Here is a 20,583-nt window from a genome sequence, read left to right as displayed (position 1 = left end):
CATTCTCCTCAAAGATGAGGGGCTGGATTTGCCGTCATGATTCTCCTCGGCCTCGACCCCGGATTGGGCACGACCGGCTGGGGTCTGATCGCCGCGGACGGCAACCGGCTCACCCACCTCGCCAATGGCCAGATCAAGACGGACAGCGCGATGCCCTTGGCGACGCGCCTGCTCGCGCTTGATCTAGCGCTCACCGACCTGATCCTCGAACATCGGCCCGATGGCGCGGCGGTCGAGGAGGTTTTCGTCAACGTCAATCCGCAGTCCACGCTCAAACTGGGGCAGGCGCGCGGCGTGATCCTGCTCGGCGCGGCGCGGTCGGGCATGGAAGTCGGCGAATATGCCGCCCGGCTCGTCAAGAAATCGGTCGTCGGCGTCGGCAACGCATCGAAGGATCAGGTCCATGCGATGGTATCGCGGCTGCTGCCCGGCGTGAAGATCGCCGGGCCGGACGCGGCCGACGCGCTCGCGGTCGCGATCACCCACGCGCATCATCTCGCCAGCGCGCGGCGCATCCCGACCAAGTAACGAGGGCGGCGCGGACCGCCCCCTGCCCAGCTTATTGCCAGTCGAACGTCAACGGTGCTTCGCGAAAGGCGAAGCGGTCGAGATGATCGGCGACCACCTGCTTGAATTTCTCGACATCGGCGTCGGCCTTGGGCTCGATCGTCACCACCAACGCCTCCGGCTCGGCCTGCATGCGGATCGGTCCCATCGGGAAGGGGATGACGCCCTGCTCGGTGTCGAACGTCACGTCGAACTTGTGGCTCCAATGTTTGCAGAGCTGTTGCAGGTAACGGCTGGCGTTGGGCGTGGGTACTTTTGCTGTCAGGGTCATGTCAGAGCCTTTCGATCTTGGTGGCGGCTTCGTCGATCAGGGACGCGACATCGAACATGGTCTGCTTGTCCGCCCCCTCCTTTTCAAGCCGTTGGTGGATGGCCATGCGCAGATTGTGCATTGCCCGGCGCACCGGCGCGCCATCGGTGCGCTCGGCCTTTTGCGCCAGCGATGCGATCCGCTCCATGACCAGCGTCAGGGCGTCGCCATTCTCGGTCAGATAGGCGGTGCCCTCGTCGGTAATGGCGAACAGCTTGCGGCTGCCCTGCCCCGGCTGTTCGGCGATCAGGTCCATGTCGGCCAGTAGCGTCAGCGTGGGGTAAACGACGCCAGGGCTGGGCGCATAGACCTCGCCTGATAAGCTTTGAATCTCGCGGATCAGGTCATAGCCGTGGCGCGGCGCGTCCGCGATCAGCTTGAGCAGGATCAGCTTGAGCGCGTCATTGTCGAACAGCCGCCGACGACCGCCGCCCCGCCCGCCCCCGCCGGGCGCGCCATCACCAAAGGGACCGCCGCGACCCCGGCCGAAGCCGTGCCCCCCGAAACCCCGTCCCTCAATGCCATCCGGGCTGAGAACTCGGCCATGGCCGTGATGAAGGCGACCATGGCCGCGCTGTGTGTGGTGGAAGTGCATTGCATGTCTTTCAGTGTGCTTCATGATGTTCTGCGATATATCTTAAAAATCGCCCACGTCAAGAGTTGCGATATATCTTATTTGCATCTCGTAACTTTTCTCAGGGCGTCAGGACATAAAAGCGCCGCGCGCCATAGACGGACCGGAAGATCGGATCGATCACCGTCATCGCGCTATAGCCCGTCCGCTCGAACAGCGTGATCATCGACTCTTCGCTGTGCCAGAAGGATGCCGGATTGCCGATCGACGCCATCGGATTATCGCCTTCGGGGAAATCCACCCCCTGATAACCGTCCCGGTCAATCAGGCGATGCCAGTCCTGCGGCGTATCCGCCACCATCTCCGGCACATGGACCTGCGTTTCGACGATCACCGGCGCGCCATAACAACAGCGCCGCAGCAGGCTTTCCTGATCGCCCAGTTCCAGATGATAGAGCAGGCCCAGCATTGCCACCACGCCATGCCCGCGCGGATCATAATCGCGCATGTCCGCCTGTACGAAGCGGATCGATCCTAGATCGTCGGGCAGACGCTCGGTCCGGCCATCGACCGCCGTGACCGCATAGCCCAATTTCGTCGCCCAGGCGCTGAACTTGCAGTGCCCGGCACCCAGATCGACCAGGCTACGCTCTTGCGGCGCGACGACATGCTTCAGGATATGCACGAAAGTCGCGATCCGGTGGATGGCGATCTCGTCGCTCGGCACGGGAATGGTCAGCCGATCGACCCGGATCGCCCTGCCATCGGCCGCCCCCGCACCCTGCCCGTCCCCGCTCATGCCATGCTCCTCCCGCATCCCGCTGTCCCGACCGATGCTGCCAGTCCAGCGCCCGGACGGGAAGAGGCGTCATAGAAAAAGCCCGTCCGACGCGGGTCGAACGGGCTTTTTCAGGCCGTAGTCTTAGAAAGCCGTGCTTAGTCCGGCGCTTTCGCCACGCTGACCAGTGCCGGGCGCAGCAGCCGGTCCTTGATCATATAGCCCGCTTGCATCTCGATCAGGATCGTGCCGGGCGCGGCATCGGCGGACGGGGTTTCCATCATCGCCTGATGCTTGTTGGGGTCGAGCGGCTGGCCGACCGACTCGATCTTGCTGATGCCGTTGCGACCGAACACCGCTTCCAACTCGCGGCCGGTGGCTTCCAGGCCCGCGACCAACCCCTTGAACTTCTCATCCTCGCGCAATTCGGCGGGGATCGCCGCCAGCGCACGGGACAGATTGTCGGCCACCGACAAAATATCGCGCGCAAAGGCGGTCGCGGCATAGGCGCGCGCGTCGACGAGTTCCTTTTCCAGCCGCCGCCGCACATTTTGCGTATCGGCATGGGCGTAGAGAATATCCTGCTTGGCGGTGGCGAGTTCCGCTTCCAGCGCGGCGATGCGCTCCCCCTGGTCATCGGCCACGGGCGCATCCTCCTCCGGCAATTGATCCACGACTTCGGTATTTTCGACGTTCAAATTGTCTTCGCTCATCTCATCAATCTCGACAGCGTTTGTGCAGTGAAATCCACCATGGGGATCACGCGGGCATAGTTCAAGCGCGTGGGGCCGATCACGCCGACCACGCCGACCACCCGGCCGTCCGCGCCACGATAGGGCGCGGCTATGACCGAAGAACCCGACAGGGAAAAGAGCTTGTTTTCCGATCCGATGAAGATTTTGGTCGCGCTGCCCGCCAGCGCGCTCTCCAACAGGCGCGAAATTTCCTGCTTGCCCTCCAGTTGCTCCAGCAATTGCCGCACCCGTTCGAGATCGGCGGCGGTGCCATCGTCGATCAGATGCGCCTGCCCCCGCACGATCAACACCGGCCGGTCATCGGCATCATGCGACCAGATGGCGATGCCGCGCTCCACCAGTTCGCGCGCCGCGCCGTCCAGCGCGCTGCGTTCGCTCTCCAGCTCGCGCGCCAGCATGTCGCCCGCCTGCCGCAACGTCATGCCGGCAAAGCGCGCCGACATGAAATTCGCCGCTTCGTTGAGCATCGACGGGGTGACGGCGGGCGGCAGGTCCAGCACGCGATTTTCCACAGACCCGTCCTGGCCGACCAGCACGGCGAGCGCCTGCCGTTCGTTCAGGGGCACGAAACCGAACTGGCGCAGCACCGGCTCGCGCCGCGGCACCATCACGATGCCCGCGCAGGCCGACAGGCCCGACAGCGCCGCCGTCGCCGCCGACAGGGCTTCCTCGATCGGCCCGCTTTCGGCGAGGCCCGCCTCGATCGCGCGCCGTTCCTCCGCCGATGGTTCGGCCGCCTGCATCATCCCATCGACGAACAGCCGCAGCCCCGTTTCGGTCGGCATCCGCCCGGCCGAGGCATGGGGCGCGGCGAGCAGACCCAATTCCTCCAGATCCTGCATCACGTTGCGGATCGACGCGGGCGACAGGTTGAGCGTCGCCAGCTTGCTGATCGTGCGCGATCCCACCGGCAGCCCGGTGCCCAGATAGCCCTCCACCACCAGGCGAAAAACGTCGCGCGCGCGGTCGTTCAGTTCGGATATGGGGGTGATCGACATGCTTATGATGTAAGCGCCCGACGCGACATGCTCAAGATGGCAGCCCGTGCGCCGTTCATGGCGTTACCGCCTTGGGATTAAGCATATGCTCCACATCGAGAATTCGGGGCACCGACGCGATCGCCACGCGCAACGGGCCGTAGCGCGCATCCATGCAGCCCGATTGATATTCCAGCCGGGTCGGTGCCTGTCCCGGCCGCCTCCATTCGATCACATAACCGGGCAGGTCCGTCGCGAACCGCTCACAGTCGACGCCCTGGGCGATCTTGCGGATCGTCCCTGCCGCTGGACGATGGGGGGCCAGCGTCGCCACCAGCCGCCGATATTGGGCCGGTGTCACCGTAAACCGGGTCGGCCCCGGAACCGAGGTAAAGCGCTGCGGCTCCAGCAGGCCGGACCCGTCGGGGGAGACATGCAGGCTATAGGTCGGGCACGTGCCAAAGCAGCGCCCGGCCGTAAAACGGATCACGTCGCCCGCTGCCCTGGGCGGCTCCAGCCCCGGTTCGACCGTGGCGCATCCTGCCAGCAGCAGCAGCAGCGGCAGCGCGATCAACATTCTCTTCCTCATAGCCTCTCTTACCCACTTATTGTCACCATGACACTGGCAACACACGCCGCCGGGCGCTAAGCGCCGTCACCATATCATTTTGGAGAAATATTATGCGTCCTTCCGGCCGCGCGCCCGACCAGATGCGCGACATCACCATGGAGCCAGGCTTCACCATCCATGCCGAGGGTAGCTGCCTCATCAGCTTCGGCGATACGCGCGTGCTGTGCACCGCGTCGGTCGAGGAAAAAGTGCCGCCCTTCCTGCGCGGCAAGGGGTCGGGCTGGGTCACCGCCGAATATGGCATGCTGCCCCGCGCCACCCACACACGCGGCAGCCGCGAAGCCGCCAAGGGCAAGCAGTCGGGCCGGACGCAGGAAATTCAGCGCCTGATCGGTCGTTCGCTGCGGACGGTCGTGGACATGAAGAAGCTCGGCGAACGCCAGATCGTGATTGATTGCGACGTGATCCAGGCCGATGGCGGCACCCGCACGGCAGCGATCTCCGGTAGCTGGGTCGCGCTGCGCATTGCGGTGGACAAGCTAATGGCGTCGGGCGCGCTCAAGGAAGACCCGATCATCCAGAAGGTCGCAGCGATCAGTTGCGGCATCTACAACGGCACGCCCGTCCTCGACCTCGATTATGCCGAAGACAGCAATGCCGAAACCGACGCAAACCTCATCCTGACCGGCGATGGTAAATTCGCCGAAGTCCAGGCAACCGCCGAAGGCGCGGCCTATGACGAGGAGGAACTGCTCCGCCTCCTGCGCCTCGCGCGCATCGGCTGCGCCAAAATCTTCGCCGCGCAGGATGTCGCCACGGGGCGGTAACACTGCCTCCTCTCCCCGTTCGGGCTGAGCCTGTCGAAGCTCCACCTTTTCCTCTTGAAAAGGAAGAGCGGCCCTTCGACAAGCTCAGAGCCTGCCCCCGGCTCGATCGGGGGGCGAACGGCATTTTGGTTCAGCACGAGGAATCGGATCATGACCGACCAATTCGGACAGGAACAGGCAATCCGCAAGCTCGCCCCCGGCAAGCTGGTGATCGCCAGCCATAATGCGGGCAAGGTGCGCGAGATCGCCGCCTTGCTCGGCCCCTATGGGATCGAACCGATCTCGGCGGCATCGCTCGACCTGCCCGAACCGGAGGAAACCGGCACCACCTTCATCGCCAATGCGGAACTCAAGGCGATGCAGGCCGCCGACCTGTCCGGCCTGCCCGCGCTCGCCGACGATAGCGGCCTGTGCGTCGAGGCGCTGGGCGGCGACCCCGGCCTCTTCTCCGCGCGCTGGGCGGGAGAGTCCAAGGACTTCGCGCTCGCCATGCAGAAAGTGTGGGACGGGATCGAGGCCAAGGGCCCGGATGCGGGCCATGACGCCCATTTCATCTGCGCCCTCGCCCTCGCCTGGCCCGACGGCCATATCCAGGCGTTCGAGGGCCGGGTCGATGGCACGCTTGTCTGGCCACCGCGCGGGGACAAGGGTTTTGGCTATGACCCGATGTTCGTGCCACTCGGCCACGACATCAGCTTCGGCGAAATGGACCCGGACGCGAAACACGCCATGAGCCACCGCGCCGATGCCTTCCGGCAACTGGTCGCGGCGACATTCTGACGATGCCGCGCACCGGCCTGGCGTTCGCCACGCCGACTGCTCCCGACCCGCAAGCGCTCTATATCCATTGGCCCTTCTGCGTGTCGAAATGCCCCTATTGCGACTTCAACAGCCATGTGCGCGATGGCGTGGATATCGACGCCTGGCGCGGGGCGTTGCTCGCCGACATGGCCTATGAGGCGGCGCTGACCGGCGAGCGCCCGCTCTCGTCCATCTTCTTCGGCGGCGGCACGCCATCCTTGATGCCGCCCGCTTTGGTCGAAACGCTGATCGCCGCTGCGCAGGATCATTGGGGTTTCGCCCCCGATATCGAGATCACGCTGGAGGCCAATCCCAATTCGGTCGAAGCCGCGCGCTTTGCCGATCTGGCCGCCGCCGGGATCAACCGCGTCTCGCTGGGCCTGCAAGCGCTGGAGGATGAAGCGCTGCACTTCCTCGGCCGTGCGCATGACGTCGCCGAAGGGCTGGCCGCGCTCGCCACCGCGCAATCCGTGTTCGACCGGGTCAGTTTCGACCTCATCTACGCCCGCCCCGGCCAGAGCGAGGCCGACTGGCAGGCCGAACTCGCCCGCGCGCTGGCCTTCGGCACCGGGCACCTGTCGCTCTATCAACTGACCATCGAACCGGGCACCCGCTTCGCCACGCTCGTCGCGCAGGGCAAGCTCACCCCCGCCGATCCCGATCATGGCGCGACCCTCTATGAACTGACGCAGGCGATGACGGCGGCGGCGGGCATCCCTGCCTATGAGATCAGCAACCATGCGCGCGCCGGGCAGCAGAGCCGCCATAATCTCGTCTATTGGCGCTATGGCGACTATATCGGCATCGGCCCCGGCGCCCATGGACGGCGTAGCGGCATGGCGACGCAGCGCCATCGCAAGCCCGAAAACTGGATCGGCGCGGTCGCCCGCAACGGCCATGGCAGCCAGAGCGAAGATGCGCTGGGGAGCGAAGACCGCGCGCGTGAAGCCCTATTGATGGGCCTGCGCCTGCATGAAGGCGTGGACCTGGCCCGCATCGCCGCGCAATCGGGCATTGCTGTATCGCGGCTGGTGGATGCACGCGCCATCGCCCAACTGACCGAGATCAACCTTCTCCGTCACCACGGCACTCACCTGCAAGTCACCCCCGCAGGCCTACTCCTGCTCGACGCGATCCTGCCGCAAGTGGTGGCGATTTAGCAGCCGGACCAATACAAACGCCGTTCGTTTCGAGCGAAGTCGAGAAACCTGTGCGTGCCGTTTCTCGACTTCGCTCGAAACGAACAGGAGACCCCTTACGGCTGCTCGGTCGGCGCGACCTTCGGCGCTGGCACCACATCCTTGCTCGTCATCGCGACAGCAGGCGGGCCTTTCTGGATCGCGGCGGCGAGTTTGTCGACCGGCGCGCACGCGGTCTTGCACAACCCCTGCGCCTGCGTCAGCACCTCCTTGGCGCGCGCCACCGCGCCCTTTTCGACCATCGCCTCGCCCTGCCCTGCCAGCGCGACGACATCGGTGGGATCGAGCAGCAAGGCTTCGCGATACAGGCGGATCGCCTTCCCCTGCAAACCCTGCGCCCGCGCGACGGCGGCGAGTTCGATATAGGCAGCGCGGTTGCGCGGGTCGATTGCCAGCGCGCTTTCCAGCGCATCGGTCGCGCCCTGCAAATTGCCTGCCTGACGCGCGGCCTCGCCCGCCTTCTGCCATTCGACCGAGGCCGGGCTGATCTGGCTATCGGGCCGCTGGCTCAGGCCCATGCTCGACACAGTGGTCAGGACAAGAGCGAGGGCGATCGAGGCGGGGGTAAAACGCATAACTATCTCCAGCCATGTTTCAGGCGCTGATTCAGGCACAGATTTTGGCCAAGTCTCGCGATTTTGCGGGCGCTTGTCCATGGGCTGTTTTACGCGGCCGTCCGCCGCAGCCGGGCGAAGAAAAAGCCGTCCGTGCCGTCATGCCCCGGCGTCAGCAGCCAGCCCGCGCCATGCGCCCGGCCCAGCGGCAAATTGATCGCTTCCGGCGTCCACCCGGCATGTCGGTGCAGGAAGGCATCCACCTGGGCTTTCCCCTCGCGATCAGTCAATGCGCAGGTGGCATAGACCAGCGCCCCACCCGGCGCCAGCAAGGGCGCAGCGAAATCGAGAATGCGGGCCTGTTCGGCGACCAGCCGGTCGAGCCGTGCGGCCGTCAGCCGCCAGCGCGCTTCGGGATTGCGCCGCCAGGTGCCCGTGCCCGAACAGGGCGCATCAACCAGCACGACATCGGCTTGCCCGTTCAGGCTGGCAAGGCCGCGCGCCTCATGGCTCTGGTCCAGCAGCAATGTCTCGATGAAGGTCGCCCCGGCACGCTGCGCGCGCGGCCCCAGTCGCGCCAGTCGCGAGCGGATCGTATCGGCGGCGATCAGCGTCCCCTGCCCCGCCATCGCCGCGGCCAGCGCCAGCGTCTTGCCCCCTGCCCCGGCGCACATGTCCACCACGGTCATGCCGGGTTGCGCGCCGCACGCCAGCGCGATCGCCTGGCTGCCTGCATCCTGCACTTCGACCAGGCCATCCTTCCAGGCCGCATCCTTTTCGACCGGATAGCCTTCTGGCAGGCGCAGCGCATCGGGCAGCGCTGCAATCGGCGTGGCATCGGGGAATAAGGGTGCGACCGCCTCCGGCGCGGCCTTCAACCGATTGACCCGCAGGTCCACCGGCGCGCGGCCCAGCAAGGCCTCCTGCTCGACCGGCGCAGCGATCAGCGGCACCAGCCAGCCCGGCACGCTCCCGGCCACAGCCCCGACCTCGCCCGGTTCGATCGGCAGCGGCGCATGGGCCGATCCATCGAACAAGGCGGCCAGCTCCGGCTGCTCATCCGCCAGCCCGATCATCGCCTCGCGGCCCGTCTCCGGCCGCTCGCCCGCACGGCGGATCGCGTCATAGACATGGTCACGCACCGCCCGCCGATCGCGCGACCCGGCATAGCGCCGCTCCTTGAAATAGCGCGCGATCAACGTATCCGCCGCCGGCCCACCATCGCGCGCCGACGCAATGATAGCGTCGAGCAAATCAATCGCGGCCTGGATACGAGCAGAGGGGGTCATATCCTCCCCGGCACGGGGAGGGGGACCGCCCGCCGCAGGTGGGTGGTGGAGGGGGAGGGAGGCAAACTCAACATCAATCAGAAGAACTGCATTGGAAGGCGTTAACAGTCATAAAAGATCCGGCGTGCCGTGTGGCGTGCCTCCATCAAACCCCCTCCCCGTACCGGGGAGGATTTACCGCGTCGGATAATTGGGCGCTTCCCGCGTGATCGTCACGTCATGGACATGGCTTTCCGACAGCCCGGCATTGGTGATCTGCACGAAGCGCGCGCGCGCCTGCAAATCCTTGATCGTCGCGCTGCCGGTATAGCCCATCGCTGCCTTCACGCCGCCGACCAACTGGTGAATGACGTCCTTGGCCGGGCCTTTGAACGGCACCTGGCCTTCAATCCCTTCGGGCACCAGCTTCATCTGGTCCTTGATATCCGCCTGGAAATAGCGATCGGCCGAGCCGCGCGCCATCGCGCCGACGCTGCCCATACCGCGATAGCTTTTATAGGCGCGGCCCTGATAGAGGAAGGTCTCGCCCGGCGCTTCGGCCGTGCCCGCCAGCAGCGATCCGACCATGACGCAACCCGCGCCCGCCGCCAGCGCCTTGGCCAGATCGCCGCTGGTGCGCAGCCCGCCATCGGCGATCACCGGCACGCCCTGCTTGGCGGCTTCCTCGGCCGAATCCATGACCGCGGTCAATTGCGGCACGCCCACGCCCGCAACGACGCGCGTGGTGCAGATCGACCCCGGCCCGATGCCGACCTTCACGCAATCCGCGCCCGCACCGATCAGCGCCTTGGTCGCTTCGGCGGTGGCGACATTGCCCGCGACCACCTGAACATTGTTGGACAGGCGCTTGACCGCTTCGACCGCCGCCGAAACCTGCTTGCTGTGGCCATGGGCGGTGTCGATGACGATCAGGTCGCATTCCGCGTCAATCAGCGCGCGGCTGCGCTCCAGCCCCTTTTCCCCGACCGTCGTCGCCGCCGCGACGCGCAAACGGCCCGTGCCGTCCTTGGTCGCCTGCGGATAGGTGACCGCCTTTTCGATATCCTTGACGGTGATCAGGCCGACGCAATGATAGGCCTCGTCCACCACCAGCAATTTCTCGATCCGGCGTGCATGCAACAGGCGTTGCGCCTCTTCCTGCCCCACGCCGACCTTGACCGTCGCCAGATTATCCTTGGTCATCAATTCGCTGACCGGCTGCGCCGGATTCTCTGCAAAGCGCGTGTCGCGGTGCGTCAATATACCGACCAGCTTGCCGCTCGCTTCCACCACCGGAATGCCGCTGATCCGGTGCCGCTTCATCAGCATCTGCGCGTCCGCCAGCGTGGCGTTGGGCAGGATGGTGATCGGGTTGACGACCATGCCGCTCTCGAACCGCTTGACCGCGCGTACCGCGTCCGCCTGCTCCTCGACCGACAGGTTGCGGTGCAGCACGCCGATGCCACCCAGTTGCGCCATGACGATCGCCATGTCCGCTTCCGTCACCGTGTCCATCGCCGACGACAGGATCGGGATGTTCAGCTTGATCGCCTTGGTGACGAACGTGCTGGTATCCGCCTGGCTTGGCAGCACATCGGATTCGCCGGGCTGCAACAGCACGTCGTCGAAGGTGAGGCCGAGGCGGATTTCCATGGAACAAGCCACTTTCTGCTGCGGGACGGGCTATCGTCCCAGGGGGATTTGTGGCGGCCCATGTAACCACTCCGCCCCGATACGGCCAGTCCCTTTGCCGGATTTATTGCGGGGTGACGGGGTGCGCGTGGCAGCGGCCCGGCGCCATCGTCCGCGAGACAAGGGACCGTGCGCAAAGCAACCTGTCTTGGCCATTCCCCCTCCCCTTCGCGCCCGAACCGGATTAGGCGTGGGATCATGAAACGCTTCGTCTCCCTCCTCGCCTTCGGCCTGATCGCCGCCTGTTCCAGCCCGCAAACCGCGCCCGACAATGGTGTGCAGGCGCAGGCCGCCACAGCCGCGCTGCTCCCGGTGGTGATCCACACTGCCAAGGGGTCGCATCGCTTCGATGTAGAGGTTGCAGATACGCCGGAGGCGCAGGAGAAAGGCTTGATGTTCCGCAAGGAGCTTGGCCCCACGACCGGCATGTTGTTCCCGATGGACCCGCCGCGCACGGCGAGTTTCTGGATGAAGGACACGCTGATCCCGCTCGACATGATCTTCATCCGCACCGACGGGACGATCGCTTTCCTGCAAGCCGAAACCGAACCCTATTCGCGCGTGCCGGTGTCGGCGGGTGTGCCGGTGGCGGCGGTGCTGGAACTGGCGGGCGGACGCGCGGCGGCGCTCGGCATCAAGGAAGGCGACCGCGTTGCGTGGGGTGGGTGCGCGGTGCCGCAGGAGAAGGTGGTGAGCCGCCTCAATTTCTGTCCTTCCGCCTCTCGGTAAAAGACGAACAGCCACCAACCGTTCGCTTCGAGCGTAGTCGAGAAGCGTCTGGCGCTGTGCCCTGCATTTCTCGACTTCGCTCGAAACGAACGGAGATAGGGGGAACCGATCCGCCGCAGGGCATCCCGATCCGCCTCTCGATTCTCGCATATCCGCCTTGCCAACGCCCCGCTCCAGCGGCTAAGCGCTTGAGCCATGGGAATCCTCGGCAAGATCTTCACCTGGTGGGATGGCGCGACCATCGGCACTTCGCTCTTCACCGCTCGCAAGGGCAGCAAAGTGGGCGAGGATCATCAGGGCAATCTCTATTATCAGGGCGGCGTTGACGTGAACGGCCTGCCGCGCCGCTGGGTCATTTATAATGGTGCCAACGACGCCAGCCGCGTGCCCGCCGAATGGCATGGCTGGCTGCACCATTCGATCGAGGGTGCGCCCGAAAGTTTCCTGCCGCCGCCGCGCATCTGGGAACGCGAATTCACCCCCAATGCCACGGGTACGCCGCAGGCTTATCGCCCGTCCGGCGCGATGGAAAAGGGCGGCCTGCGCCAGAAGGCGACGGGCGACTATGAGGCGTGGAGCCCCGACGCATCATGATTCGGCGTACGGCGGGCGTTGTTCCGTCGATCCTGATCGGTGCTTCGCTATTTGCGCTTGCGGCCTGTAGCGACAGCGACGTGCCGGTGGCCAACCAGACCGGCCCGGTGAAAGTGCAGGGCACGGAAATCCGTTCCGCTGATAGCGACAGCCTGCCCGGCACGCCGATGGCCGAGCGCACTGCCGTTGTCGGCCTGCTCAACAAGCGCAACGGGCTGACCCGCGACCTGACGCTCAAGCCGGGCGAAGCGGTGCGGGTGGGCGACGCGATCGTGCGCCTGCAGGCCTGCGAAACCAGCGCGCCGTGGGAAAATGTGCAGGACACCGGCGCCTTCGTGCAACTTGACGTGCGCAGCAGCGCCGATGGCAAATGGCGGCGCAATTTTTCCGGCTGGCTGTTCCGCGACCGGCCCGACCGCAATGTCGTGCAGCACCCGATCTACGACATATGGGTCAGAAGCTGCACGATGGCATGGCCCGAAAGCGGCCCCGACACGGTAACGTTGGGCGCGAAGGGCGAACCGGCATCGGCGCGCCCGGCGAGCGGCGCAAATGCCAGTTCGGCCGCCGCGCCGGAACCCGAACCCAGCGCACCCGCGCCCAGCGCCGCTTCGCCAACGGCCGCGCCCAGCAACTGAAGATAGTCGCGCTGGCTGATTTCGACCGCGCCCATCGAATGAAGATGGTCGGTCATGAACTGGCAGTCGAGCAGGGTGAAGCCGCCAAAGCGCAGCCGCGCCACGAGCCAGGCGAGCGCGACCTTCGACGCATCGGTGCGGCGCGATACCATTGATTCGCCGAAGAAGGCCCGGCCCAGCGCCACGCCATAGAGGCCGCCGACCAGTTCGTCGCCGTCCCACACCTCTATCGAATGGGCGTAACCGATGGCATAGAGATGGCGATAGGCGCTCTCGATCTCGCGATTGATCCAGGTGGAGGGGCGGTCGGGCGCGGCCTCCGCGCACAGGGCGAGAATGTCGGCAAAGGCGCGGTTGGCGGTAACGCGAAATTGGTCGCGGCGGATTTTCTTTGCCAAAGATTTCGACAAGTGAAAGCCATCCAGCGGCAAGATGGCGCGCTGCTTGGGCTCCACCCAATAGACTTCGGCGGCATCGCGGTCGTCCGCCATGGGAAATACGCCGATCGTATAGGCCTGGAGCAAAATCAGCGGGTCGATCATCATCACCTTCCTGACTAAGTGGCCAAGACCATCGCCGCAATCGGCTTTCGTTCCGAAGCGCATCGGCCTAGCATGGCGCGATGCGCAAATGCTTGCTCATCGCCGCCTTGTTGGTAGCCCTTCCACGTCCCGCATCCGCTGCGCCGGACCATCACGGACATTATTATCTTCAGGGCGTGATGGAGACGGGATCGGAACTGCTGTTGCGCGACGATGGCCGTTTTCAATGGTATCTCGTCGTCGGCGCACTCGACCTGTTTGCCGAGGGCGAATGGACCGCTACGGCAGATGCGGTGGTGCTGACCGCGCGCAAGAGCAAGGTCGTGCCCAATCCGGCCTTCGACACACTTGTCTTGCAGGTGGAGGATGGCAGGCTGGTGCCGCCCGATGGCCAGGGAGCCTATGTCCGGGCGACGCAAAGCGGCGATTGACTGGCGCAGGCGCGCCGATAGGCTGGCGCGCATGAACCTCTTCCATCTGGCGACGCTCTCGCTGCTGCTCGCCCCGCTGCCGCTCCATGCCGCGCCTGATCCTTATGCGACGCGCATCGCCCGTATCTTGAAGGCGACGCCGTTGATCGACGGGCATAATGACTGGCCCGAAGCGCTGGCGGAGAAGGCGAAGGACGCACGCTGGACGATGGACCTGACCCGGCTCGACCCGGCGACCTATCATACCGATCTCGATCGGCTGCGGGCGGGCGGGGTTGGCGGGCAATATTGGTCGGTATGGGTGTCGGCGGACCTGCCGCAGGTGCAACAGGTCAAGGATACGCTCGACCAGATCGGCATGGTGCATAGCCTCGCCGCGCGCTATCCCCGACATATCACGCTGGTCCGCACGGCGGCGGAGCTGCGCGCGGCACACAAGGCGGGGCGGATCGGGTCGCTGATCGGGGTCGAGGGCGGCGGCCAGATCGACGGCAGCCTCGCGGTGCTGCGCGCCTATCGCCAGCTTGGCGCGGCCTATCTCACCCTGACCCACAGCCGCACCATCGCCTGGGCCGACAGTGCCACCGACAATCCCCAGCATGACGGCCTCACCCCGTTCGGCGAAGACATAGTGCGCGAACTCAATCGCCTCGGCATGTTGGTGGACCTCAGCCATGTCAGCGAAGCGACGATGCTCGACGCACTGCGCGTGACCAAGGTGCCGGTCATATTCTCCCACTCCAACGCCCGCGCGCTGTGCGACACGCCGCGCAATGTATCGGACACAGTGCTGCGGCAAGTCGCGGCCAATGGCGGGGTGGTGATGGTCAATTTCGCCGCCCAATATGTCTCCGAAGCCCGGCGTATCTGGGGCGCGGATCGCAGCGCCGAAATCGCCCGCAACAACGCCCCGCCCTTTGGCGGCCTGCATATCGGCGATCCCAAGGGCGCGGCGCAGGCGCTGGCCGACTGGGAAAAGGCGCATCCCGAACCCGTCACCACGATCGCGCAGGTCGCCGACCATATCGATCATATCGTCAAGGTGGCCGGCATCGACCATGTCGGCATTGGCAGCGATTTCGACGGTGTGGGTGCGTTGCCGCAGGGGTTGGGTGGGGTCGAGACATACCCGGCGTTGCTGTCTGAACTGATGCGGCGTGGCTGGAGGGATGGGGATATCGCGAAGCTGGCGGGTGAGAATGTGCTGCGTGTGATGGCGGCGGCGGAGAGGGTTGCGTCGGAGAAGTAGATGCGGCCTGTTTTCCCCTCTCCCGCCTTAGCGGGAGAAAGAGGGGCCCGCGCCGAAGGCGGGAGGGTGAGGGTCTTGCGGACTGCTGCAAGAAAGACCCTCACCGACTGCGACTAGGCAGCAAGCTGCCAAGTCTTCGTAGCCTCTCCCGCGAAGGCGGGAGAGGGCAGAGTCGTCACCTCAATGCACGAAGCGGGCTACCACGTCGCGGTAGGAACGGCTGACTTTGACCTGGGCACCGGATTCCAGCACCAGGAAACATTCGCCATTGGTGTGCGGCTTGACCTGTTTCACCTGGCTCAGATTGACGATGGTGGAGCGGTGGACGCGCTGGAAGTTGCGCGGGTCAAGGCGCTTTTCCAGGTCCTTCATCGTTTCGCGCAGGATCAGGCTGTTGTCGGCGGTGTAGATGCACATATAGTCGCCGGCCGCGTCGATGCGTTCGATCGAATCGACATCGACCCGGAAAATCTGCCCACGATCCTTGATGTTGATGAGCTTTTCGAAGCGGTTGGAGGCGGGGCTATCCTCCTCGCCAGCGGCGAAATCGCTCATCGCCTCAGGCGCGACTTCGGCCAGCACCTCGCGCAATTTCTCTGCTTCCTGCACCTGACGCTTTTCGGACAGGCGCAGCCGCACCCGGTCAAGCGCATCGGCAAGGCGGCCTTCTTCCACCGGCTTCATAAGATAATCTATCGCCTGCGCCTCGAACGCGCGAATGGCGTGGTCGCTATAGGCGGTCACGAAAATGAATAGTGGCGGTTCGACTTCCATCATTCCCTGCACGACGGAAAATCCATCGAAACCCGGCATTTGAATGTCGAGGAACACAAGATCGGGTTTATGCGTCTTGATGGCGCGGATGGCTTCGCGGCCATTGGTGCAGGTTTCGATGATGTCGACATCCTCATGCGCTTGCAGACGCAGGGCAAGGCCCTGGATGGCCAGGCTTTCGTCATCGACGAGGATAGTTCTGATGGTCATGCGGCCACTTTCGATGTTTCTTCCATATTCAGCGGAATTTCGATGATGACCGAAAATCCGCTGGGGCTGGAACGTGTTTCAAAGCGCTGTCGTTCCCCGAAAGCCTGAATTAACCGGTCCCGGATGTTCGGCAGGCCCACGCCCATGCCCTCACTGGGGACCATGTGCGGCTTCATTCCACCTTCGTTCAATCCCGGCCCGGTATCCGATACGACGATCCGCACATTTTCACCGGCAGGCTGCGCGCTGACCGATATTTCTGCCCCCTCCTCCTTGGGCGTGACGGCATATTTGATGGCATTTTCGACCAGCGGCTGCAGCAGCAGCGACGGTAAACGGGCATGGCCAACCGCCGGGTCAATGACGAACACGGGACGCAGCCGCTCTTCGAACCGCATTTTCTCGATTTCCAGATAGAGTTTGAGCGTCTCGATCTCCTGCTCGATCGTCACCTGCGCGGTCGGCTCATTGACCAGCGTATAGCGCAGGAAGGACGACAGGCGCGACAGCATCGCATTGGCCCGGTCGGTCTGCTTGAGCAGCACCAGCGTCGAAATCGAATTGAGCGTATTGAACAGAAAATGCGGGTTGAGCTGATAGCGCAGCATCGCCAATTGCGCATTGGCAGCCTGCGCCTCCAGCCGCAAGAGCTGGTCCGTCTGCTCCTCCACCGTCAGATAGAAGTTGATCGCATAATAGAGCGCGGACCAGGCCCCGATCAGCGTCACCGACAGATAGAAGGCACCGAGGAACAGTTGCACCCCTGCCGTTTCGCTGCCCCTGTTCTGCGTCGAAAAGACCCAGGCGTCGATAAAGGCCACCAGTCCCGCCGCGACCAGCACTGTCACGATCGACACGCCCCAGGTGATGATCGGCCGCTGTTTGAGCAGGAAGCGGAACATCACCGCGATCAGCAGCGTAACCGAATAGCCGGTCGCAGTGGAGATCATCACCGGCACCAGGCTGGAGAAGGACTGGCCATTGGCGATCGTGGACGAGCCGCGCAGCAAGAAGGCACCAGCCCATCCCAGCGATTGCAGGTTCCAGAAAGCGCGGTTCTTGTCAGCGAAAAAGGGCTGAGGCTGGATACGGGACACGGACATTGTGCGTGAGACTAGGCGATTTCCACGCACGGGTGAAGCCGGGTTCAGGCGGCCGCCGCCGGTTCTTCCGCGATCGGGGTGATGGCGTCGGGACATAGCCACACCAGATCGGCAAGCGCCAATGCGCGCCCATCATGCGCCTGGATGGCGATGCGCCGGATTGGCTGGCCATCGCGCTTGTCGGCCAGCACCTGGCACGACACCGTGCCGCATCCCCACCGTTCGCCCCATTGGCGCAGCGCAATCATCGCGGGGGCCAGATCCTCGCCCTTCTGCGTCAATCGGTATTCGACCTTGCGCCGGTCGCACTGCATCGGCTGGCGCAGCATGATGCCATTTTCCACCAGTCGGGCGAGGCGGTTGGCCAATATGTTGCGGGCAATGCCAAGCGTCGACTGAAACTCTTCAAAGTGGCGGATACCCGACAAGGCACCACGCAGGATAAGGAACGACCAGCGCTCCCCCATCATTTCCAGCGCGCTCGGCAACGCGCATTGTTCGAGATCCTGGGCCAGATTATGTTTCATCGTCATAGCATATAGCGCAAAGCCACAGGCGTTGCAAAAGTGCAGCCTTATTCAGGCAAATGGGATTTTTTTGTTGCGCAACAAGGTACTTCCCACACAATCGGAAACGATGTTACGCCAATATGAACTTGTCGAGCGGGTAAAGCGCTACGATCCCGACGCGGACGAAGCGATGATCAACCGCGCCTATGTGTTTTCCGTGCAGAAACATGGGAGTCAGAAGCGCGCGAGCGGCGACCCCTATTTCAGCCATCCGATTGAAGTCGCTGGGATATTGACCGACTTCCATCTCGACGATCAGACCATCGTCACTGCCCTGCTGCACGACACCATCGAAGACACGCTGGTCACCTATGAAGAGATAGAGGCCGCGTTCGGCAAGGATATCGCCCGCATGGTCGATGGCGTGACCAAGCTGTCGAAGATCGAGGCCATGTCCGAAAATGAACGGGCGGCGGAAAATCTGCGCAAATTTCTGCTCGCCATGTCGGACGACATCCGCGTCCTGCTGGTCAAGCTGGCCGACCGGCTGCACAATATGCGCACGCTGCATTTCATCAAGAATGAAGCCAAGCGCCGCCGCATCGCCAAGGAGACGATGGATATTTATGCCCCGCTCGCCGAGCGGATCGGCATGTATGACTTCATGCGCGAGATGCAGTTGCTGTCGTTCCGCGAACTGGAACCCGATGCCTATGACAGCATCACCAAGCGGCTGGAACAGTTGAAGGAAGGCGGCCATGACAAGGTCGACCGCATCGGCGCTGAACTGCAACTGCTGCTGGGCAGCCGTGACCTGCCGGTCACCGTGTCGGGCCGCGAAAAACATCCCTATTCGATCTGGCGCAAGATGCAGGAGCGCCACATCAGCTTCGAACAACTGACCGACGTCATGGCCTTTCGCGTCATCACCGACACGCCGGAGGATTGCTATCGCGCGCTGGGCGTCATCCACCAGACCTATAAAATGGTGCCCGGCCGCTTCAAGGATTATATCTCCACCCCCAAGCGCAACGGCTATCGGTCGATCCACACCACGGTCATCCATCAGGACAATGCCCGGATCGAGGTGCAGATCCGCACCCGCGACATGCATAATCACGCCGAACTGGGCCTCGCGGCGCATTGGGCCTATAAGCAGAAGGGCGACGCCAACGACCAGCAGGCGGCCTGGCTGCGCGACCTCGTCGAAATTCTGGAACAGAGCCAGGACGCTGACGAACTGCTCGAACATACCCGCATGGCGATGTATCAGGATCGCATCTTCGCCTTTTCACCCAAGGGCGAACTGCATCAGCTACCCAAGGGATCAACCCCGGTCGATTTCGCCTATGCGGTTCACACCTCGCTCGGTAACCAGACCGTAGGGGCCAAGGTGAATGGCCGCGTCGTGCCGCTGCGCACCTCGCTCGAAAATGGCGATCAGGTCGAAATCCTCAAATCCGGCGGACAGGAGCCGCAGGCCGGCTGGCTGACCTTCGCCATCACCGGCAAGGCACGCGCGGCCATCCGCCGCTATATCCGCCAGAAGCAGCGCGGCGAGGAAATCAAGCTGGGCGAAAAACTCTATGAAGAGATTGTCGGCCGGTTCACGCCCGATCTCGCCAGGGAATTGGGGGACAAGGCGCTGGCCGGGGCGCTCAAGCGCCTGAAACTGGAAGATCGCGCCGCGTTGATGGTGGCGATCGCCACGCACCGCCTGCTCGATTCCGAAGTCATGGAAGCGCTCGTCCCCGGCTCGACCAGCGCCATCGGCATGGAGGAAACGCACCCCCGCCAGCATGCCCCGGTGTCGATCCGCGGCCTGACGCCGGGCATCGCCTATAACCTCGGCGATTGCTGCCATCCGGTGCCGGGCGACCGCATCGTCGGCGTCCGCCGCACGGGCGAGCCGATCGAGGTCCACACCATCGATTGTCGCGCGCTCGAAGCGGGGCAGGACGACGACTGGATTGATCTGAGCTGGGACAGCAAATCCAAGGGCGGCACCGCGCGCCTTTCGGTCATCGTCAAGAACCAGCCCGGCGCGCTCGCCGCCGTCGCCAATGTGTTCGGCGCGACCAAGGCGAACATCCTCAACCTGCAACTGGTCAACCGCGAAGGCCCGTTCCACACCGACGTCATCGACCTGGAAGTCGCCGACGCGCAGCATCTGATGCGGATATTGTCAGCGCTGCGCGCGATCGACGTGGTAGTGCAGGCGGACAGGGTTTAGCGCGGCGACGAAAAACCCCCGTCAGAAGGCTTGTCGCGCATAGGCACAAGCCGACGGTGATTTTCGGACAATGTCTGGTTCAGGACCGAGATATAGACTGCGGTACGATGGAATTTTGACGAAGGCACGAGTGCTTCTGATGGCTATCATGTGATTGGCGTCAGGGGAAAGCTGCCTGTCGGCCATCGACCAGAAGCAGATACTTCGAGCGATTTCAATGTCGCCCGCAAGCGGACATTATCTCGGCGAACTTATTACCAAACATGTGGCTCGGATCAGAATACCCACGCCATACAGTACTACTGGCCCGCCCAGCCCTAGCACTGCTAAAAAGGTAACGCCAGAATTGACACATGAGCTACCGCAACTATTGAAAAGACCAAGCAGATAGACAAGGCTCACGACGAGTGGGACAATCACGCAAAGTGACCCGATTTTCCAAGCACGATTTCCGGCGATGTCACTGGCAATGCCAAAATAGACTGGCAAAAACACGAAGGAACCAAAAAAAAAATATTCGCCTAGCATGTGTTTACTCTATGCCACGATGATCGCGTTGCCGCTTACCATATCTCGCCTGTATTATATAGCGCTATCGCGCTCTAAGCCGACCGTCCGCTACCCATCTGTGGACGCCCCGAGTAACGCAAGTGGTATTTGGAGGTGGGCACGTAGTCGGATGCTGCCATCTGTCCGGC

Annotated in this window: 22 protein-coding genes and 1 pseudogene; 10 read left to right on the top strand and 13 right to left on the bottom strand. The window is 63.8% G+C overall.

Annotation, left to right across the window (positions count from 1 at the left end; translation table 11 throughout):
- Window positions 1-36: 36 nt before the first annotated feature.
- Complete coding sequence (gene ruvC / locus V2I08_RS18620) at window positions 37-528, top strand: crossover junction endodeoxyribonuclease RuvC (protein ID WP_310227106.1); 492 nt, start codon at window positions 37-39, stop codon at window positions 526-528.
- Between the two features lie 31 nt (window positions 529-559).
- On the opposite strand, the gene V2I08_RS18615 is transcribed toward ruvC, so the two are convergent.
- The 6 genes from V2I08_RS18615 to V2I08_RS18590 all read right to left on the bottom strand — a co-directional run bounded on the left by V2I08_RS18615 (window position 560) and on the right by V2I08_RS18590 (window position 4,538).
- The gene (locus V2I08_RS18615) at window positions 560-838 is read right to left on the bottom strand and encodes a DUF2218 domain-containing protein (RefSeq protein ID WP_349636325.1); all 279 of its coding nucleotides are present in this window, start codon (window positions 836-838) and stop codon (window positions 560-562) included.
- A 1-nt stretch (window position 839) separates the two neighbouring features.
- Complete coding sequence (locus V2I08_RS18610) at window positions 840-1,496, bottom strand: PadR family transcriptional regulator (RefSeq protein WP_349636324.1); 657 nt, start codon at window positions 1,494-1,496, stop codon at window positions 840-842.
- 76 nt (window positions 1,497-1,572) lie between these two features.
- Window positions 1,573-2,250 (bottom strand): class I SAM-dependent methyltransferase, encoded by a 678-nt coding sequence (locus V2I08_RS18605; protein ID WP_349636323.1) that lies wholly within the window; start codon window positions 2,248-2,250, stop codon window positions 1,573-1,575.
- Between the two features lie 137 nt (window positions 2,251-2,387).
- Window positions 2,388-2,942 carry a nucleotide exchange factor GrpE gene (grpE, locus tag V2I08_RS18600; protein WP_349636322.1) on the bottom strand — a complete coding sequence of 185 codons (555 nt, stop codon included), beginning with the start codon at window positions 2,940-2,942 and terminating at the stop codon, window positions 2,388-2,390.
- Window positions 2,939-3,982 (bottom strand): heat-inducible transcriptional repressor HrcA, encoded by a 1,044-nt coding sequence (gene hrcA / locus V2I08_RS18595; protein WP_349636321.1) that lies wholly within the window; start codon window positions 3,980-3,982, stop codon window positions 2,939-2,941. Before hrcA ends, grpE begins: the two co-directional genes overlap by 4 nt.
- 55 nt (window positions 3,983-4,037) lie before the next feature.
- Window positions 4,038-4,538: a DUF6438 domain-containing protein gene (locus tag V2I08_RS18590; RefSeq protein WP_349636320.1), complete on the bottom strand. Its 501-nt coding sequence runs from the start codon at window positions 4,536-4,538 to the stop codon at window positions 4,038-4,040.
- A 104-nt stretch (window positions 4,539-4,642) separates the two neighbouring features.
- Here V2I08_RS18590 and rph point away from each other — a divergent pair, with 104 nt between their 5' ends.
- The 3 genes from rph (at window position 4,643) to hemW (ending at window position 7,320) form a co-directional block, all read left to right on the top strand.
- On the top strand, window positions 4,643-5,359 hold the full coding sequence (rph, locus tag V2I08_RS18585; RefSeq protein ID WP_037472629.1) for a ribonuclease PH: 717 nt from the start codon (window positions 4,643-4,645) through the stop codon (window positions 5,357-5,359).
- Window positions 5,360-5,509: 150 nt separating this feature from the next.
- Window positions 5,510-6,139: an RdgB/HAM1 family non-canonical purine NTP pyrophosphatase gene (gene rdgB, locus V2I08_RS18580; protein WP_310227095.1), complete on the top strand. Its 630-nt coding sequence runs from the start codon at window positions 5,510-5,512 to the stop codon at window positions 6,137-6,139.
- Between the two features lie 2 nt (window positions 6,140-6,141).
- A complete protein-coding gene (gene hemW, locus V2I08_RS18575) occupies window positions 6,142-7,320 on the top strand; it encodes a radical SAM family heme chaperone HemW (RefSeq protein ID WP_349636319.1) in 1,179 nt (392 codons plus the stop codon).
- 95 nt (window positions 7,321-7,415) lie between these two features.
- Here hemW and V2I08_RS18570 read toward each other — a convergent pair whose 3' ends face one another.
- The 3 genes from V2I08_RS18570 to guaB all read right to left on the bottom strand — a co-directional run bounded on the left by V2I08_RS18570 (window position 7,416) and on the right by guaB (window position 10,834).
- Window positions 7,416-7,934, bottom strand: a complete 519-nt coding sequence (locus V2I08_RS18570; RefSeq protein WP_349636318.1) for a tetratricopeptide repeat protein — start codon at window positions 7,932-7,934, stop codon at window positions 7,416-7,418.
- A gap of 89 nt (window positions 7,935-8,023) precedes the next feature.
- On the bottom strand, window positions 8,024-9,202 hold the full coding sequence (locus V2I08_RS18565) for an RsmB/NOP family class I SAM-dependent RNA methyltransferase (RefSeq protein WP_349636317.1): 1,179 nt from the start codon (window positions 9,200-9,202) through the stop codon (window positions 8,024-8,026).
- A gap of 174 nt (window positions 9,203-9,376) precedes the next feature.
- Window positions 9,377-10,834 (bottom strand): IMP dehydrogenase, encoded by a 1,458-nt coding sequence (gene guaB, locus V2I08_RS18560; protein WP_349636316.1) that lies wholly within the window; start codon window positions 10,832-10,834, stop codon window positions 9,377-9,379.
- A 237-nt stretch (window positions 10,835-11,071) separates the two neighbouring features.
- Between guaB and V2I08_RS18555 the strand changes: the two genes are divergently transcribed.
- From V2I08_RS18555 to V2I08_RS18545, 3 genes and pseudogenes are all read left to right on the top strand, one after another.
- Window positions 11,072-11,602, top strand: coding sequence for a DUF192 domain-containing protein (locus V2I08_RS18555; RefSeq protein WP_349636315.1), 531 nt, complete (start codon window positions 11,072-11,074; stop codon window positions 11,600-11,602).
- A gap of 195 nt (window positions 11,603-11,797) precedes the next feature.
- A complete protein-coding gene (locus V2I08_RS18550) occupies window positions 11,798-12,196 on the top strand; it encodes an NADH:ubiquinone oxidoreductase subunit NDUFA12 (RefSeq protein WP_349636314.1) in 399 nt (132 codons plus the stop codon).
- Window positions 12,193-12,600: pseudogene (locus V2I08_RS18545) on the top strand (DUF2155 domain-containing protein); the annotation flags it as partial. The gene V2I08_RS18550 and the pseudogene V2I08_RS18545, both read left to right, overlap by 4 nt.
- A gap of 35 nt (window positions 12,601-12,635) precedes the next feature.
- Here V2I08_RS18545 and aat read toward each other — a convergent pair.
- Entirely contained in the window at window positions 12,636-13,379 is a 744-nt protein-coding gene (gene aat, locus V2I08_RS18540; protein ID WP_349636313.1) for a leucyl/phenylalanyl-tRNA--protein transferase, read from the bottom strand.
- Window positions 13,380-13,456: 77 nt separating this feature from the next.
- Here aat and V2I08_RS18535 point away from each other — a divergent pair, with 77 nt between their 5' ends.
- Together V2I08_RS18535 and V2I08_RS18530 are read left to right on the top strand one after the other, a co-directional pair.
- On the top strand, window positions 13,457-13,807 hold the full coding sequence (locus tag V2I08_RS18535) for a hypothetical protein (RefSeq protein WP_349636312.1): 351 nt from the start codon (window positions 13,457-13,459) through the stop codon (window positions 13,805-13,807).
- Window positions 13,808-13,838: 31 nt separating this feature from the next.
- Window positions 13,839-15,056 carry a dipeptidase gene (locus tag V2I08_RS18530; protein WP_349636311.1) on the top strand — a complete coding sequence of 406 codons (1,218 nt, stop codon included), beginning with the start codon at window positions 13,839-13,841 and terminating at the stop codon, window positions 15,054-15,056.
- Between the two features lie 180 nt (window positions 15,057-15,236).
- Here V2I08_RS18530 and V2I08_RS18525 read toward each other — a convergent pair whose 3' ends face one another.
- The 3 genes from V2I08_RS18525 to V2I08_RS18515 are packed head-to-tail and all read right to left on the bottom strand — an operon-like array spanning window position 15,237 to window position 17,670.
- Entirely contained in the window at window positions 15,237-16,040 is an 804-nt protein-coding gene (locus V2I08_RS18525) for a LytTR family DNA-binding domain-containing protein (RefSeq protein WP_349636310.1), read from the bottom strand.
- Window positions 16,037-17,143, bottom strand: coding sequence for a histidine kinase (locus V2I08_RS18520; protein WP_310227075.1), 1,107 nt, complete (start codon window positions 17,141-17,143; stop codon window positions 16,037-16,039). Before V2I08_RS18520 ends, V2I08_RS18525 begins: the two co-directional genes overlap by 4 nt.
- Before the next feature lie 44 nt (window positions 17,144-17,187).
- Window positions 17,188-17,670 carry a helix-turn-helix domain-containing protein gene (locus V2I08_RS18515; RefSeq protein WP_310227074.1) on the bottom strand — a complete coding sequence of 161 codons (483 nt, stop codon included), beginning with the start codon at window positions 17,668-17,670 and terminating at the stop codon, window positions 17,188-17,190.
- A gap of 109 nt (window positions 17,671-17,779) precedes the next feature.
- On the opposite strand from V2I08_RS18515, the gene V2I08_RS18510 reads away from it, so the two are divergent.
- A complete protein-coding gene (locus V2I08_RS18510; RefSeq protein ID WP_349636309.1) occupies window positions 17,780-19,885 on the top strand; it encodes a bifunctional (p)ppGpp synthetase/guanosine-3',5'-bis(diphosphate) 3'-pyrophosphohydrolase in 2,106 nt (701 codons plus the stop codon).
- Window positions 19,886-20,583: the final 698 nt, after the last annotated feature.

This window comes from Sphingobium sp. MK2 (assembly GCF_040170545.1).
Classification (GTDB): Bacteria; Pseudomonadota; Alphaproteobacteria; order Sphingomonadales; family Sphingomonadaceae; genus Sphingobium.
The sequence above is the reverse complement of the archived record's forward strand: the minus strand, read 5'-3'. Positions and strand labels throughout refer to the sequence as shown.